Source organism: Candidatus Defluviilinea proxima, assembly GCA_016721115.1.
Taxonomy (GTDB): Bacteria; Chloroflexota; Anaerolineae; order Anaerolineales; family Villigracilaceae; genus Defluviilinea; species Defluviilinea proxima.
On record JADKIW010000001.1, the window covers coordinates 675,842 to 693,085 of the forward strand.

Below are 17,244 nucleotides of genomic sequence, written 5' to 3' on the forward strand. Positions count from 1 at the left end.
ATGCAATTACACTGTAAAAGCACTGTATAATCACTGCAATTCGCTATCAGGGCTGTACAATGAATTCTATTCCTATACCTGACGAAATAATAACCGACATAGGTGATGCTTTAGCCAATTTGAATTCGCCGCTTCAGCTAGGTGAATCCAAATTGCTTTCATTCAACATAGTTATCAAGTATGAACAAGAAAATCCAGCGGCATTGCCGTATCAAGCCTTAAAAGCTGTACTGGCTAATATTCTAGAAACACTTGAAAAAGAGAACCCAGACTATGCTGATATTCTGCGTGGTAGATTCTGGGAAGGGTTAAGCCCCAAGGATATGATAGCAAAAGGACGCCCGAAACGATGGGCAGAAAGGACTTTTTATAATTACCTGAGGAAAGCTAAAGATGAGTTCTTTTCTCTTTTCTGGCAGAGGGAGCAGAGCATCACACAAAATATTCAATCTGAATCATCAGTTTCTTTAGATGTAAAGGAAATGAATTCTGAAGAAAATAATAACAATGGAGAGCCGAGAGTATTTAGTCGTTTAGTGCTGATCCTTCTTTTGGTTGCTTTTGCTGTTGGCGCATTATTTTTTATCATTTCAAATAGCGGCAAGAAATTACCCGTACAAACTTCAACGTCAACATTAACAGAAACATCAACGCCGGTAACATTGTCTCCAACAGCTACAGATGTTATTCCCGCTCCTACAAGCCAAATTTCAGTTTGTGGTGAAGCAAGCCAAACGCCGGTGGATTTAGGGCTTCCTAGGTTCATCAGAAGCCAAGGACTTAGCAACTTCAATACTGAAAATACACCAGGCATCCTGAATAACACTGTCCGCGCATTGGCTATTGATCAAACAGGGCTTTGGATTGGTTATTTTGCGTCTGACAATAATTCAACAACAGGGGTAGGACATTATGATAAGAAGAACTTGTTCAATTGCGATTTTTCGAAAATCGCTGGAAGTCAAAATATCAATTCAATCGTTGTAAGTCAATCAGGTACACTTTGGATAGGCACAGAAAAAAATGGGGTGTTGTCATTTGATGGTAAAGAATGGCACCACTATACAACCAATGACGGACTACCAAGCAATGAAGTATTCAAACTAGTTTTTGGTGATCAGGGAATTCTATGGGTTGGCACATGGGAAGGCGTGGCAAAGTTTGACGGGAAATATTGGAGTGTCCCATATCAAGTACAAAATGACACAATATTTAATAACCATGTGAGCTCAATTGAGTTTGATAGCGAACAAAACATATGGGTTGGACATATACGTGATGGGGTAAGTGAGTACCGACAGTCGGACAATAAATGGATTTACTATACAGTAACAACTGAAAACGGGTTGGCAGGAGATGAAATACGGAGTATCGTTATCCGTCGTGAAAACGCAGAAAATCCTGAATCAATTTGGTTTGCAACCATAGATGGTGGCATTAGCCGTTTCGAACAAGGAAAATGGACAGTTTATCGAGTGAAAGAAGGTCTCCCTAGCAATGATGTAAGAGCCTTAGCATTGGATCGCTATAATCGCATATGGGCTGCAACAGCAAAAGGCGTTGTTTATTTTGATAACAAAGTTTGGAAGGTCTATAATACTTTGGATACTTCCGTCATAGCAATCGGAAGCAGTTGTCCAGATGCTCCATGCCCGTTCGATGATGATCACGTTTGGACAGGTACACAAACAATGGGGCTTACTCATTCCCGCCTGCCTTTGCCAGACTCTGTCCTTAAAGTGACAAGTATTTGCTTTGTGACATTTGAAAGAGAGCGGACATGCCCATCACTTTCATTTGACACTTCATCGTCTACACCAATCGTAACGGCTGTGTATCCCACATCACTTAAAGTTGGAAATACTTTACGTTTTGAAATTACTGTTTCTCCTGAAGGAATATATGAACTTAGAGAAGATCGTGGCGATTTCATGTCCAATGCCGATGATAACGATTTCAATTTGTTTGGAGCCTGGCCAGTCATTGGGGTAAAAGGAACTATTGAAACAGGACAACCTTACACATTTACAGACTATGATAATCCGTTAGTTGCACCTAATCTACCTGATGGGGTACAAGAAAAGCAATTTGTTAGCACTTGGAGAATGTGGATGCATACAAGGTATGTAGGACCTGTCATTCAATTGATATTTACTGTAAAAAATAATTAACGCTTAGGAGAGATTGCCATGAGGAGGAAGGGAGAGAGCGGCGGACCTAACCCCGAGAGTGGTGATTTTTCGGTGTGATGATAAATCCCGCTATCAAAATACTAGCGAGTTTCCCAGTAAAAGCGCGGTATAGTAGATGCGATCGAACAGGAGGTTCATTGTGAATATCTGGCAGAAAACCCAAAAGCGAATCAGAGATGGGTTCAATATGTTCTCAGGCATACTTGGATCTATTCGAAACGATCCAAACGCCTGGGAGGCGAGCATCCGCAGTTTTGAGGCACAGGATCGCCTTACCCCCGTTGCCCCCAATCAGAAGATCGTGTTTGTTGGTAGTTCCAGCTTTACGCTTTGGTCCACCATGGAACACGATTTGTCGCCTTTGCCGGTGCTTAACCGCGGGTTTGGCGGCGCAAAGATCAATGATGTCCTCAGGTATATGGATCGGATCGTGACTCCGTATCATCCACGCGCCGTTGTTCTATTTGCTGGGACAAATGATATCGCTCCACCTACACCGGCAACAGCCCAGCAGGTCTTTGACGGATATCTAGCCTTTGTCAAACATATGCAAGCAGCCTTGCCTGATGCGCCCATCTATTACGTGGCGATCACTCCTTCCGCCTCCCGCTGGAAACTCTGGTCCATTGCCAGTGAAGCCAATCATCTGATCCATGAACACACAAAGTCTGACTCGCGCCTGCGCTTCATTGATCTGACCGATCACCTGCTTGGTCTAGACGGAAAACCGAATCGCAGTCTCTATCGCTTCGACCAGCTGCATCCCAACCAAAAAGGCTATGCCCAATGGACGGCAGTCATCAAGCCGCGGCTTATCAGCGATGGGTTCGGTGCTGACCATCCTGAAAGACACAAGTAAATCCCCTCCTCAATGCCTGGCTCCGCAGGGACTTCACCCGGGTAATGGTTATGCTCGGTGGGATGACTTGTCCCTTCGCGAAGCACACCTTTGAGGCTCCCACGGGAGATGGCATTTTATTGTCCGCTTTTCGACCCCCACCCAGCCTCCCCCAAATCCGACGATATAAACTTTGAATCCGCATGTATGGACTGGGGACATGGTAAACACACGTTCGGAGACATAGTATACATATTTTGTAGAATCGGCAGATGGACCAGAGGAGGTCGTTATGCCGTGGAAAGCGAAAACAACTATGTCTCAACGCCAGGAATTTGTTGAATTAGCCTTGAAAGAAAATGCAAACATACGAGCCTTATGTCGAGAATTTGGCATCACTCCACGGACAGGCTACAAGTGGATAAAGCGCTACCGAGAAGAAGGCGCTAATGGATTGTATGATCGTAGCCGCCGTCCACAGCATAGCCCGCTAAAAAGTAGTTCTATCCTTGAAGAAGCAGTGCTTAAAGTACGACGTGCTCATCCAACCTGGGGAGGCAGAAAGATCCAATGGAAGTTAGTTCAGGACGGGATCAAACTACCACCCGCTGCCAGTACCATCACTGCCATCTTGTCTCGCAATGAAATGTTGGATTGTAAGGAGAGCATCAAGCATAGTCCTGTCCAAAGGTTTGAGATGGAATATCCAAACCAATTATGGCAAATGGATTTCAAAGGTCATTTTGAAATGGCGAATGGTTTATTGTGCCATCCCCTCACGGTGATCGATGATCATTCTCGGTTTCTGATAGGGCTGAAAGCATGCCCCTATCAGCATTCCAGAGCCGTGCGGGAACATTTGAAAGATATTTTTAGTTGCTATGGGTTACCCGAACGAATGCTGATGGATAATGGTGCAATTTGGAAAGGGTTCCACACAAAGCTTACTTCTTGGTTGGTACGTTTGGGTATTCAGGTGGTGCATGGTCGTATTCATCATCCCCAGACACAAGGGAAGGACGAGCGATTACATAGAACCCTAAAGAATGAGTTGCTAATTCGTCAGCCATTTTACGACTTGGACGATTGCCAATACAAATTTGATGTTTGGAGAAATAGTTATAACTACGAGCGTCCTCATCAAGCCTTGGATATGCAGCCCCCCGGTTCACATTACCAACCCAGCTCCCGAACTTTCACAGGAAATTTTCCGCCTATTGAATATGAAGCAAACGATATCCTTAGAAAAATAGATTGTCTTGGAAAGTTGCAATACCTGGGCCGGAAATTTCGTATTGGAAAAGCATTTAAGAAAACGCTTGTGGCTCTCCGACCCACCGAGATGGACGGCGTTCTTAATGTGTTTTTCTTCAAACAAAGGATTGCTCAAATTAATCTTTTGGCAGATAATCCTTAACAAATCAATGCGTATACCATCTACCCGAACACCCGTATACCTTCTACCCAGTCCATACACCGCATTCAGACTTTAGCTTGTCGTATTTGGGGGAGGTGCCCGAAGGGCGGAGGGGGTCGGGGATACTTGGCGATGGGCATTATGTTGTCCGCTTTTCTACAGCAAAGGAATTCACCATTTGTATTTCATGAGAGAAAATGCTACACTCAATCCGAAATTTCCAGCCCGCATAAATATCCGTACCCATCCAAAGAGGAAACATGAAAGAATTGGACCTACGCCCCGATGCCCCCTGGCGTCAGCGTTTTCGCGCGACCGATATTCTTTCGGCAGTGGTTGCCCGGCAGAACCCAGACCGTGGTCTTGTTTGCACCAACAAAGATGGTGCCTATCAACTGTACGCATGGGATATTCCCTCCAACGAGTTGACACAGGTCACACATCAACCAGCGGGGGTTATGCTGGGAATCATCTCTCCAGACGGCAAATCCATTTATTATCTGAAGGATGAAGGTGGGAACGAGATCGGCCACTATGTCAAAGTTCCATTTGAAGGGGGGAACGATGAAGATATTTCTCCCAATATGCCTCCATACAGTTCATACGTCATCTTCCAAAGTTGGGCGGGAAACGTGCTGGGCTTCATCGCCGCAGGAAAAGATGGTTTCAACATCCATATAAAATCCAATGACGGAGAACCCGAACCAATTTACCATAGCGAAGACGTTATCGGGTCGCCTGTCCTTTCAAGTGATGGAAAATTCCTGGCGTTTCGTTCCTCCGAACGCACAAAGAGTATGGATAGATCCCTGCTGGTTCTCAACGTGGAAACCGCTGAAAAGGTCAATGAACTATGGGATGAAAACGCAAGCATAGGAACCCCGATCTTCTCCCCGGTCCGCGGAGATGCGCGATTGGTTTGTACTACAAGTCAATCAGGATTTGAACGTCCACTGATCTGGAATACATCCACTGGTGAAAGAATTCCGCTTCAAGTGGATGAAATTCCCGGTTCCATCTTCCCCCATGCCTGGTCCAACGACTCCAAACAGATACTACTCTGTCAGATCTATCAGGCACAATATCAACTATATCGTTACGATGTCGGCATGCATACCGTCACCAAACTGGAACACCCGGTCGGTACCGTTGGTGTTTTTACCGGTGCCTATTTTGCCGGGCAGAATGAGATCTGGGTTACCTGGCAAGATGCGGCGAATCCGTCCTGTCTGGTCGCGCTGGATGCAAAAACAGGGGCCCAAACCCGAATCATATTGGAAGCGGGCAGTGTGCCGCAGGGAAAACCCTTCCGGTCCATCACCCTTGTCTCTGAGAACGGAGACACCATTCAAGGGTGGCTCACCGTCCCCGATGGCGCTGGCCCCTTCCCCACGATCCTTGATACCCACGGCGGCCCAACATGGGTCATGTCATCCCTGTTCGATCCGGGCGCGCAATGTTGGGTGGACCATGGCTATGCCTACTTCACCCTCAATTACCATGGCTCGACCACCTTTGGAAAGAAATTTGAGAACTCAATTTGGGGTAATCTCGGTGACCTTGAGGTGCAGGATATGGCAGCTGCATGCAAATGGTTGACGGAAAATAAGATTGCCCGCCCCGATGCGATCTTATTAACCGGCATATCGTATGGAGGCTACCTGACCTTACAGGCGATCGGTCGGCGCCCAGAGTTGTGGGCGGGAGGCATGGCAGTCATCGCGATCGCTGATTGGAAAATCTCATATGAGGATGAGTCTGATGCCATGCGGGGAATACAGCGTGCTTATTTTGGCGGCACCCCGGAGGATGTACCGGATGCAATACGGAAGGGTTCTCCCATCACCTATGTTGAACAGGTCAGGGCTCCGCTTTTAGTGATCCAGGGTGAAAATGATACCAGTTGCCCTCCGCGCCAGATGAAAGTGTACGAGGAAAAATTGCTTGCCCTGGGCAAACAGATCGAAGTCCACTGGTTCAATGGCGGTCACAGTTCGCTAGATCAGGAACAACAGATCCAAAACCAGGAAAAAATGTTGAACTTTGCTTATCGTATTTTTGGGTAAGAAAATATAATACCCACGGTTATGATTGACATAACAAAATGTTCTCTCCTTTAAGAGAGGACATTTTGTTATGTGTTTTTCTGCGCTGAGGGGAAGGGTTAAAATAGAACATCGATCATCAAGGTCAATTAGATGATCGTTCCAAACCTATTTACAGCAAGATACATATTGGAGCAGGAGAAAATATGAAAAAGACGCTGGTCAGTCTGGTGATTCTGGTATTGTTTGTCGGGGCGTGTGCCGCACCTACTGCCGTCCCCACGGCAACCACTGTTCCCACCGAAACCGTCTCCGCACCAACTGAGTCGGTGGCCACTGAAATTCCGCAGGAGGATACAGCCTCCCGTTTGGAAAGACTCGGTGGGTATCCCTGCCCCGATAACAGCTTCACCTGTATCAACGTCACTGTACCGCTAGATCATTTTGATCCGCAAGATGGACGCACGATAGATGTGGTTTTTGCCGTCCAACCGGCGTCAGGCGAACGCAAAGGGATGTTCGTTACCGTCATCGGCGGGCCAGGTGGTTCGGGTCTATTAAGTGCCGAAAACTACACATCCTATTTCGATCCGCGCATCACTGAGAACTTCGATATTGTGTTCTTTGACCAACGCGGCATCAACATGTCCGGCGGGTTATTCTGCGTCAACGCCGCGACAGAATACTATCGCACTGATACTGATGCAACCACACCGGAAGGTGAGGATCAACTACGTGAGGTCACACAAAAGTTTGTGGATGACTGCGTTTCAGAAATGGGCGAGACTGACCTGCTACCCTACCTTGACACCGTGCAGGCGGTGGAAGATCTCGAATCCTTCCGCGAGTTGATGGGCGATGAAAAGTTCTGGCTGTATGGCGAAAGCTACGGGACGCAGTTCGGGCAGATCTACGCCAAAGCGCATCCCGATCACATTGCGGGTCTGATCCTTGACGGGACAGTTGACCTCACCCAAACCGACATTGAATTTCTCAAAGGGCAGGCCGCCGCTTTCAATGATGTATTGGTCGCTACACTCGAAGCCTGCAACGCAGATGAAGCCTGTGCCGCCGATATGGGGCGCGATGCATTGACCATTTACGATGAACTGTCAACGCAGTTGAAGCAGGCGCCTGCTACTTTCGAATATACACTTCCCAACGGTGCGGTCGAGCAACGTGAGTTTAACTTCGCCGACCTCGAGTCCGCTTCGGGCTTCCTGTATTCTGAGACTGCCCGCATGATCTTTCTGCGTGCCCTTGCCTCCTACGCTCGCGATGGGTCGCTCGTGCCACTGGCCCGCGTAGTCTACAATGCACTGTACATCAACCCGGATACACAGGATGCACTGCTGGATCCATCCTGGTCAGATGCCATTTACTATGGCGTAACCTGCCGCGACTATGCTGAACCGGGCAAGACACCTGAGGAACAAGCCTCGATCTTCATCAAGGAGGGTGACGAGGTAGATACCGGCTTGTCGCATTTCTCCTCGGTCTTTTACGGCGACTTTCCCTGTGTGTATTGGCCGTACCCAGCAGATGATTCCAATCCGGCGCCGTTTGCTGAACCGTTCACAGGTGATGGACATCCAACGCTCGTTCTCAATGGCACTACCGATCCTGCCACACCATATGAAGGCGCGAAGAATGTATTCACGCATCTTTCGGATGGATATATGGTCACCGAGACCGGCGGTCCGCATGTCATCTTTGGCTGGGGTAACGAATGTGTGGATACCCTTGTGACGGATTTCCTCGTCGAGGGCAAACTCCCTGCAGAAAGGGAAACGGTATGCGAGGGTGTTGTGGCAGATGATTTCGTTCCACTTGCTTTGGCAGATGCCTCCGGTTACAAGAATCCGCTCGATGCACTCGCAGATGTAGATAACGAAATCTACTACCTGCCCGAACACTATTACGTCCTTGACGGTAATACCCAGTCCTTTGCCTGTCCCTATGGCGGGACATTTGCTTATGAATCGAGTGACACCGCTAACACCTATCAATTTGACAACTGCGCCTTCTCAGACGGCTTTGCACTTACTGGCAACGGCTCATACATCTATGATGATAGCCTGCTCACCTTTGAGGTGGATGTGACTGGGCTAAAAGACGGCTCCCTCACCTACACGCGTGATAGTGAGTGGGCGATTACGGTCGCCGGCGTATACGATGGCGAAAAAGTAGATCTTTCAAAGTAATTAATAAGCCAACTCCCAGATCTGTGCAATTGATCGAGTTCCAAATGCCCTCTCTGTTATGGAGAGGGCATTTTATTGTCCGCTGTTCTGTGTGATAATTTCTGGAACTTCAACGGAACACATTCCGTTTATAGATGTAAATCCATAGAAAAGGGAAATAAAATATGTCAAAACGATTTGCTCTAATTCTTTTGTTGATGGTCCTGACCACAGCCTGTTCCAGTCAAGTTACCGTGTTAACACCGCAGGCAGAGGAAGTTCAAAGCACATTGCCTGTTCCATTGAACACGATGGAAACCGCCCCGACAGCCACCGCAACGCCATTAACCCTTACGGCAACTGAACAAGCCCTGCCAATACCGACACTTGACTTGATCTGTCTGGGCGCACCGCCGCCACATATCGGAGTTGGTCAGGAAGTCCAGGTCATGGTTGAAGATTCGGACAAGCTGAAGTTAAGGTCTGAGCGCAGAACTTCGTCTGACGCAGTGAAAATGGAACTGGCCCAATTTACCATGCTGAAAGTTCTGGAAGGACCGTACTGCGTCCATTCAGATGAGGCGGGAACTTCCTTTTGGTTTTGGTCTGTAAAGGTTATTCCCAGCGGAGAAACTGGCTGGGTGGCTGAAGGCGACTTATCTCATTACTACATCGAAGCGTTAACTCCTGTGACAACGGCGATACCTACAGCGTTAACCTGTGTCGGTGTAGATGCCCCACGTATTGCGATCGGCCAACAAGTCACTGTTGTGACAGAAGATACCGACAAATTGAAGTTACGAGAAATCCCCGTCATGTCTCCCGACACAGTGGTAAGAGATTTGGATAAGTTCACCAAGCTGAATGTTTTGGATGGCCCTGTTTGCGGCTATTCCAAGGAGACGTCGATCTATTACTGGTTATGGAAAGTGGAAGTCCTTCCGAATGGAGAGATCGGTTGGGTTGCTGAAGGAGACTTTTTCCATCACTTTGTAGAATAGGTAACGACGAAAGATAACTAAACCTGACCCTGCTCAAAGCAATTAACTGCCATCTACCCTAACGGACACATCCCAAATGGTAGATGGCAGTTTGTTGTCTATTTTTCTGCTCACAATCAACCACGAATGAAAGGGTAAAATAACAAGTGTGACAACCCATCCCACCGGAGCTCTCCATGCTTGAATACGTCAATCTCGATCTGGCTTTAGGGCAAGAGGAATACAAAAAGAAATTAGGGCCGCTACAGCAACGTCTCTATGAATTGGAACACGCGGTCTTCAACGCGAACGTTCCCGTCATCATTGTGTTCGAGGGCTGGTCCGCCACAGGCAAGGGACGGCTGATCAGTTTGCTCGCTGAGCGCCTCGACCCGCGCGGCTTCCGCGTTGTCCCGATCACGCCGCCACGCACGGCCGAACTGCGCTACCCGTGGATGTGGCGCTTCTGGCGCAAGATCCCTGCCCGCGGACAAATGGTCGCGTTCGACACATCCTGGTATCGCAGGGTCTTAATCGACCGCCTGGACAAAACGATCAAGAAAAATGAACTCCGCACTGCGTATCAAGACATCGCGGAATTCGAAGAGATGTTGACCGCCGATGGAACTGTCATTTTGAAATTCTGGTTGCACATCGCTGAAGAGGACCAGAAAAAACGCATCAAGAAATTGCGCAAAGATAAGTTAACTGCCTGGCAGGTGGATGAAGAGGACATCCTACAGAACAAACGCTATGAAAAATATGCTGGCTTTGTCGAGGACATGATCGCACGGACCGATTCGCCTCATGCCCCCTGGACGATTGTTGAGGCATCCGATCGATATTACATGCGCATCAAGGTTTTTGAAACGATCATCGCTTCGCTCGAAGCGCGTCTGGGATTGCCATCTCCATCAGAGACGAAAGCCAAACGTCCGCGTGCGGCGAAAGAGATGAAAGGAGCCGTCAATGCTTGAGCGCCTTGATCTTACACTGGCACTTGAAGGCGATGAATACAGCAAACAGCTCAAAGCGTTGCAGGCTGAATTACATGAACTTGCCTTTCAAGTTTATACACAGAAGCGGCCTGTGGTCATCGTTTTCGAAGGCATGGATGCATCAGGCAAAGGCGGCACGATCAAACGTCTGACCGAACGCATCGATCCGCGTGGCTATGTGGTCTGGCCCATCGCCGCGCCATCGGGCGAAGAAAAGGAACGTCATTACCTGTATCGCTTTTGGCGGCGCCTGCCCGAGCAGGGACAGATCGCCATCTTCGACCGTTCCTGGTATGGGCGCGTATTAGTGGAGCGCCTCGAAGGCTTTTGCACCGAAGCCGATTGGCGCCGCGCGTATAGCGAGATCAATCAGTTCGAGCGTCAACTCACCGACTTTGGCACCATCGTCTTTAAATTCTGGATGCACATCAGCAAACAGGAGCAACTGAACCGCTTCCGTGAACGCACGCGCACCAATTACAAAACCTGGAAGATCACCGATGAAGATTGGCGCAATCGTGGCAAATGGGAGGATTACATCACCGCCGCAGAAGAGATGCTCATGAAGACCAGCACCCCCGCTTCACCCTGGACGCTGGTGGAAGCCAACGATAAATATTTCGCGCGCATCAAATCCCTGCGCACGGTTGCAGAGAAATTACGGCGCGAGTTGAAGTAAAAAAGGAATCGCTTGAGGCACCTGCATTACACTACATGCAGGTGCCTCAATTTTTTACGCTAGTTCATTCGGGGGTTGGTGAGTTTCAAAAGATGAAGTGACAATCAAAGCATTATCCGTATGAAAGGAATCACATCCAATGAAACTGAGTGGTAGTGCATTATCTTTGATATTTATCTGGTCCATCTTCATGGGAATCACGGCGATCTCCATCGGCTTTGGAGCCATGTTCCCATCCATGAACAGAATCGCCAAGCCGTTTATTTGTCCGCGAGGCGAGATGGAATTGGAAACGCAAACATATCGTCCCTATCCCGGTTCAACGATCACGACCCTCACATGGTATTGCGTCGATCAGGAAACAGGCGAAAGGACGGAGTTGGGGATCTTTCCGATGAGTTTGTATGCTGGGGTGATCTATGGTCTCTTGTTGTTCGTGGCGATCGTCATTGGTGCGTCTCTGTATCAAAAATGGAATGCCTATCCTAAAACCCCCGAAGCCCAGAAGTGGGCTGGCTGGATACAAAACGGGCTTCTCCTCCTGTTCGTCGCTGGCATGGTCTTGTTGGGAATGAAACCCTTATTCAGTCCAACTTCCCAGACTGTTTCCACTTCAGCCCCGGCGCATGACCCAATATCCGCGCCAGATGCTACAGCCACGTCCATCGCGCTCACCTTGTATGAAATGAGTTCAGGGACTCCCGTTGCTTTTACATCAACCGAGAAACCGCTTACCATATGGAACGATATTCCCATCATGCCACAGGCAATCGCGGGACAAAGAGCCGATCCGGATCGTTATTCCTTCAATGTCCCTGTAGATTCAGGCACGATCGAAACATTCTACAGCGACACGCTGAAATCGCTGGGCTGGGAACTTGTAGACCATCCATGGCTGGGTATGGAGTTCATGAAAGATAAACAGATTCTATTGGTCACGTACGCACCCAACTCAAACCTGCAAAGTTGGATCGTGACCCTCGTTCTTGTTCGATAGATCGATCACTCTTCAATCAGTTCTCTGGAAAACTCCAAGCCACGTGATGCATGCGTAAGACAGGCAGCTGTACGTATGGCCTAAAAAATCATCACAGGCACTTGATATAATCAGGGAACAGATTTCGTTTGACAAATAATTTCAAAGAAGCGAGGGCGCCATGGCAAATGAAATAGTCCAAGTTGTAACAGACCATTATCAAAAAACTTTCGAACTCACCTATGAAACATGGAAGGAAAGGAATAGGCTGTTCGTCTATTTGGTGCTCACTACGAGTGTCGGGCTCCTTTTCCTGCTCCGTGTCCCTGAATTCGATAAATTACTGGTCGAGGCCATCGCCAGCATTCTGAAGATCGGTGATTCGGCTCGCGTCACACAGCTCTATACCAACTTCCCGTTTGATGTGTTGCTTAGCGCTGTCCTTGTCATCATTTTCTACCTGATGCAGAAACTCTACGCCACAAATCTATCCGTGTTTCGCTATTACCAGTATCTAGGCGCTGTCGAAGACGAGATCCGTAAATCATTGAGCTTGACCGACGACAGTGTTGCTTTTACCCGCGAGGGAAAATTTTATTGGGGTGGCCGGACAGTCGCACAGAATATCTCCAAGTGGCTGTACGTTTTAGTGCTTTTGATCACCCTGTTGCCATTTTCCGTGCTCAAGATCGCAGGTGATATCGGATCAAAGAGTAACATTCTTATCGTTGTAGATATTGCTGTTTCTCTGATGACGTTTATATTTCTATTTGAATATACCCGCTCGGCACTACGGCTGGATACTCAAAAAGCCCCACTTGAAGATCCACAGGCAGGGAATGACACAAAGACGGGACAAGTCGCCATCAGTGATGGAAAGAAAACAGGCAGGAAGAAATAATCCACCACACACCTCTCGCAATGAGAGGTGTGTTTGCTTTCATTCAACGAAACACAATTACAGTCACAGAGTTAACTATAAAAACCTGGAGGTGCTTTCATGAAAATCATTCGTACATTCATATTCATTGGCGGTCTTGTCATCCTGATATTGGGGTTGGGCTTCATCTTTCGCGATCCAACAGCACTTAGCGTCTGGCCCTGGCAGGATGGGCGTTACTCCTATATCTTTATTGGTTCCATTTTGGCGGCGGTCAGTGCCGCAGCTATCTGGATCGGCTGGACAGGCGAACTGGCCGCACTCCCAGCCGGTTCGTTGAATGTCTTTGTCATTGCATTCACGAGCTCCATTTATTTCTTTCGCCTTGTCACACAAGGCCGTGCCGATATGCTCATCTTCGGTATCGCATCCATCTTCATGGCAATTGTCAGTGGCGTGGCTTTCTTTTGGAGTCGCGGCTTGTCTCTTACCGATGAGCGTCCCACACCAACAGTCGTCCGTGTTTCATTTGGGATTTTCATCACCGCACTCTTTTTCGCCGGTGGAGCTTTGGTTCTGCATCAACAGATCTTCCCCTGGGATTTGAACCCCGATTCATCCGTCATTTTTGGCTGTATCTTCCTCGGTGATGCTTTTTACTTCATCTATGCTTTGCTCCGTCCACGTTGGGGAAATGCAGTCGGCCAACTGTTGAGTTTCCTCGCTTATGACTTGGTGCTTATCGTCCCGTTCGTCTTTTTGTTCAATACAGTCAACCCCGAGCGCATGCTCAATCTGATCGTCTACATTGCCGTGCTGGTATATAGTGCCGGCCTCGCCGTGTATTATTTATTTATCAACACACAAACACGGCTTGGCTCATGAATAGCGTGAATCAAAACAGGACTGGCAAATTTGCCAGTCCTGTTTTGATTCGTATCGGGTATTTTATATCTTCCGATGTTCCACTACACGGAGTTTGAACTTCGGGTCTGGCCCGGGGATGGGCATGAGTTTGGTCTTGATCTCGTAATCGGGCGTTTCCAATTCCAATTTGACGGCACGCAGTAAGGCACCTACGGTCACCATCAATTGCACTTCAGCTACGCCTGCGCCAAGGCATGTATGCGGACCTAATGTATACGGCGCGAAGACGCCTTGTCCCTGTTTGTGTTCTCTGCGTGGTTCAATGTAGCGGGTAATGTCGAACTTCCAAGGTTCAGGGAAGAACTCTGGCAGGTAATGTGTGAGACCGTTGACAATGATGATCTCCTGTCCAGCCTCCACATGATGCCCGGCAAAGTCAAAGGGTTGACTCACTCCTCTCGGAGTGAATGGAGCTACCGGGTAGCGACGAAGCGTCTCTATTGTGGCGGCGTATAAGGCCTGTAGTTTGGGAAGATCCTGATAGGGAGGAATGCCGTCAGCGAAGTGTTCATCCACTTCTTTTTGGATCGCTTCATACACTTCGGGATGTTTGATGATCGCATACACCATGAAGCCCATCGTGTTGGCAACAGTATCCATGCCCGCAAAGAACGGACCGATCGTAGCGGCCAGCAGATCATCTTCGGTGAGTGGGTTACCTTTCCAATCCACAGCAGCCAGCAGATCATCCACGAGGTCAGGGGCTTCGGGGTTCGGCGATTGGCGATGTTCCTCGAGCACTTGCCTTGCGAATTCTGTTACTTTTTTACGCGCGTTCAAATAACGCGGTAGAGAAAGCATGAGACGCGGCTGGCGCTTGATGGCAAGTACGTTGAGCAGAGTGCCCAGGTAAATGCGAATGGCTTCGAAGTGTTCACTGGAAGAATGACGGGTGAGCGCTGTACCTAATTGCTCAGTGACAAGACGTTGGAATGCATCGCGTGCAAAGATGGTTTTGCCGGGCGTCCATGAGTGGGCGGCCTGATAGGTGAGGCTTGCCATGTTGTTGAGGTGCGGAGCAAGTCCGCTTTTGGAATAGCCGCGTTGCATCACCTTGCGCATATGACGATGCGGAGCGCCATCGATCGCCACCATGAAATTGGCTGAACCCATCTGTTGAGCAAATTCACCGAACAGCGGTTCGCTCGAAAAGATCTCATCCTTATCCTGTGAAAAGAAACGATTCGCTTCGAGGCCCGCGATCACTACATATTTTTGATTGGCGGCCGTGATGCGAAAGATCGGCCCGTACTTGTGATAACAATCAAGGAAAAACTCCATCGGGCGATTGAGGAAATCGAGCGCACTGCCCAATAGCGGCAGGCCTGGCACCAATGGAGGCGGGGGTAATTGCGTGTTCGCTTGTAAAGTATCCAGTGTGGTCATTTTGCTCCCTTTATAAGATCATCGTTTATCAAACTCGTTTTAGATAAAGAACTACTTTTGATTCATGATCTGCGCCAGCGCGTTTTTGAATACTTCATACGGCTGTGCGCCCACCAGTGCATACCGGTCATTGATCACATACGTTGGCACGCCGGAGACTCCGACCTGATGTGCCCATTGTACCTGTTCCTTCACCGGCTCTGTATATTTCCCACTTTCCACATCCCTTTGCATCGCTTCGCCATCGAGACCTGCTTCCTGTGCCGCGCTTCGAAGGACATCCCACTGGTTGGGGTCTTTTCCTTCCACATAGACAAGGCGAAATACGATCTTGTGGAACTCATTCGCTTTGCCTTGCTCTCTCGCATATTCAGTTGCTTCGTGTGCGAGGCGCGTATTATAAATTCGATCTGTGGATCGGAAGCCCATACCATAAGCACGTGCGATAGAAGCCAGTCGCTCCTCTGAACCGTTCGCCCGCGCCTGCTGAATATAGCTGGGGAGTTCCAGTCCTTCCGGCGGTGTATCGGGGCGTAAATAGAAAGGACGCCACTCTACATCCACATTATATTCTTCTTTCAACCTCTCGACCACACCCTGGCCGACATAGCACCATGGTCATATATAGTCAGAGAAAATGGTTAATTTGAAATCCATACATGTCCTTAATAGTTGACAGTCACTTTTGCGAAGCACTCCACAAGCAGAGCGCAGGGAGCAAAGTGACTGTCAACTTGTGTTCGATAAATTTATAAAAGCTAGACATCCGTCATTCAATAATTCTTACGTATGGGGGATTGAGCCAGCCTCATAAAGTGTGGAAAATCTGATATCCCAATTCAAGGAGAACTTTTATGTCTCGTCGTCTTTTCCCTGTTCTATCCATTATTGCATTGATCGTATCTTCATTGGCATGTAGTCTTCCGGGCAATTCCGTTTCCTCGGCGGCCCCTGCACCAACTGATTCATCTGCAGTCACTTCGTCGCCATCAGACTCAGCAACGGCTACAGAACCGCCAGCACCAGCCGTAAGTGAATCCGGAAGCGGCGCTTGTGCAAATCCCTTTTATCCCATAGCCGTTGGCGTATCGTGGTCTTACTCATTCTCAGGTGCGGCGCCCGGCAACTTCACTCGCTCCATCATCGCCGTCAATGCAGATGGGTTCACCGATCAGGATGCGTTCGATAATGGCGTCACACGCACCGGCGATTGGAAGTGTGATGCAGGCGCGTTGATCGCACTCCAACCGGATGGCGGTCAGAGCGGGACAAGCAATGTAGAATCAAGCAACGTGAGCGTGTCTTTTCAAACCACGGAAATGAGCGGCGTCACAATGCCCGCAACACTTAACCCCGGCGAAACCTGGACGCAAAACTTCATACTCGAGGGAATCGAAACCATCAACGGACAGGAAATCCCGGCCAAAAATGAGACGGCACACTCCTGCACAGTGGGCAACACCGAGTCTGTGACCGTGCCTGCAGGGACTTTCGATGCCGTCCATGTGGATTGCACCACCGATATGAAGATCACCATCACGCTCAATGGCTCAGAGGTTCCCACAGCCATAACCAGCACATCCACAGTGTGGTACGCATCGGGAGTAGGGATGATAAAAACAGATAGTCAGGTCAACGGCGCAACAAGCGTCATTGAGTTGACAGCCTACACAATTCCATAAAGGCCGCATGTTTGGCTTTCCTTATGCTACAATGCAAACCATCGTTCAGTAAAATTTATCA

General features: G+C 48.6%; 12 protein-coding genes and 1 pseudogene. 11 read left to right on the forward strand and 2 right to left on the reverse strand.

The window, feature by feature from the left end; translation table 11 throughout:
- The first annotated feature begins 59 nt into the window (after positions 1-59).
- From IPP66_03120 to IPP66_03165, 10 genes and pseudogenes are all read left to right on the forward strand, one after another.
- Positions 60-2,171, forward strand: coding sequence for a hypothetical protein (locus tag IPP66_03120; protein ID MBK9924260.1), 2,112 nt, complete (start codon positions 60-62; stop codon positions 2,169-2,171).
- A gap of 160 nt (positions 2,172-2,331) precedes the next feature.
- Positions 2,332-3,051 (forward strand): hypothetical protein, encoded by a 720-nt coding sequence (locus IPP66_03125; protein ID MBK9924261.1) that lies wholly within the window; start codon positions 2,332-2,334, stop codon positions 3,049-3,051.
- 271 nt (positions 3,052-3,322) lie between these two features.
- A complete protein-coding gene (locus tag IPP66_03130) occupies positions 3,323-4,447 on the forward strand; it encodes an IS481 family transposase (GenBank protein ID MBK9924262.1) in 1,125 nt (374 codons plus the stop codon).
- A 260-nt stretch (positions 4,448-4,707) separates the two neighbouring features.
- On the forward strand, positions 4,708-6,513 hold the full coding sequence (locus IPP66_03135) for a prolyl oligopeptidase family serine peptidase (protein ID MBK9924263.1): 1,806 nt from the start codon (positions 4,708-4,710) through the stop codon (positions 6,511-6,513).
- 185 nt (positions 6,514-6,698) lie between these two features.
- Entirely contained in the window at positions 6,699-8,696 is a 1,998-nt protein-coding gene (locus IPP66_03140; protein ID MBK9924264.1) for an alpha/beta hydrolase, read from the forward strand.
- A gap of 164 nt (positions 8,697-8,860) precedes the next feature.
- Positions 8,861-9,676: a hypothetical protein gene (locus IPP66_03145; GenBank protein ID MBK9924265.1), complete on the forward strand. Its 816-nt coding sequence runs from the start codon at positions 8,861-8,863 to the stop codon at positions 9,674-9,676.
- A gap of 176 nt (positions 9,677-9,852) precedes the next feature.
- Positions 9,853-11,332: pseudogene (pap, locus tag IPP66_03150) on the forward strand (polyphosphate:AMP phosphotransferase).
- A gap of 139 nt (positions 11,333-11,471) precedes the next feature.
- Positions 11,472-12,329 (forward strand): hypothetical protein, encoded by an 858-nt coding sequence (locus IPP66_03155; GenBank protein ID MBK9924266.1) that lies wholly within the window; start codon positions 11,472-11,474, stop codon positions 12,327-12,329.
- 160 nt (positions 12,330-12,489) lie between these two features.
- Entirely contained in the window at positions 12,490-13,209 is a 720-nt protein-coding gene (locus IPP66_03160) for a hypothetical protein (protein MBK9924267.1), read from the forward strand.
- 99 nt (positions 13,210-13,308) lie between these two features.
- Positions 13,309-14,073: a hypothetical protein gene (locus IPP66_03165; GenBank protein ID MBK9924268.1), complete on the forward strand. Its 765-nt coding sequence runs from the start codon at positions 13,309-13,311 to the stop codon at positions 14,071-14,073.
- Between the two features lie 63 nt (positions 14,074-14,136).
- Here the strand turns inward: IPP66_03165 and IPP66_03170 are convergent, their stop codons facing one another.
- The gene (locus IPP66_03170) at positions 14,137-15,501 is read right to left on the reverse strand and encodes a cytochrome P450 (protein ID MBK9924269.1); all 1,365 of its coding nucleotides are present in this window, start codon (positions 15,499-15,501) and stop codon (positions 14,137-14,139) included.
- Between the two features lie 51 nt (positions 15,502-15,552).
- Positions 15,553-16,158 carry a DsbA family oxidoreductase gene (locus IPP66_03175; protein ID MBK9924270.1) on the reverse strand — a complete coding sequence of 202 codons (606 nt, stop codon included), beginning with the start codon at positions 16,156-16,158 and terminating at the stop codon, positions 15,553-15,555.
- A 197-nt stretch (positions 16,159-16,355) separates the two neighbouring features.
- On the opposite strand from IPP66_03175, the gene IPP66_03180 reads away from it, so the two are divergent.
- A complete protein-coding gene (locus IPP66_03180; GenBank protein MBK9924271.1) occupies positions 16,356-17,183 on the forward strand; it encodes a hypothetical protein in 828 nt (275 codons plus the stop codon).
- Positions 17,184-17,244 lie beyond the last annotated feature (61 nt).

Coding starts and splice junctions, on each gene's coding strand:
- IPP66_03120 (MBK9924260.1), top strand. CDS start 60: ATGAATTCTATTCCTATACCTGACGAAATAATAACCGACATAGGTGAT.
- IPP66_03130 (MBK9924262.1), top strand. CDS start 3,323: ATGCCGTGGAAAGCGAAAACAACTATGTCTCAACGCCAGGAATTTGTT.
- IPP66_03135 (MBK9924263.1), top strand. CDS start 4,708: ATGAAAGAATTGGACCTACGCCCCGATGCCCCCTGGCGTCAGCGTTTT.
- IPP66_03140 (MBK9924264.1), top strand. CDS start 6,699: ATGAAAAAGACGCTGGTCAGTCTGGTGATTCTGGTATTGTTTGTCGGG.
- IPP66_03145 (MBK9924265.1), top strand. CDS start 8,861: ATGTCAAAACGATTTGCTCTAATTCTTTTGTTGATGGTCCTGACCACA.
- IPP66_03155 (MBK9924266.1), top strand. CDS start 11,472: ATGAAACTGAGTGGTAGTGCATTATCTTTGATATTTATCTGGTCCATC.
- IPP66_03160 (MBK9924267.1), top strand. CDS start 12,490: ATGGCAAATGAAATAGTCCAAGTTGTAACAGACCATTATCAAAAAACT.
- IPP66_03165 (MBK9924268.1), top strand. CDS start 13,309: ATGAAAATCATTCGTACATTCATATTCATTGGCGGTCTTGTCATCCTG.
- IPP66_03170 (MBK9924269.1), bottom strand. CDS start 15,501: ATGACCACACTGGATACTTTACAAGCGAACACGCAATTACCCCCGCCT.
- IPP66_03180 (MBK9924271.1), top strand. CDS start 16,356: ATGTCTCGTCGTCTTTTCCCTGTTCTATCCATTATTGCATTGATCGTA.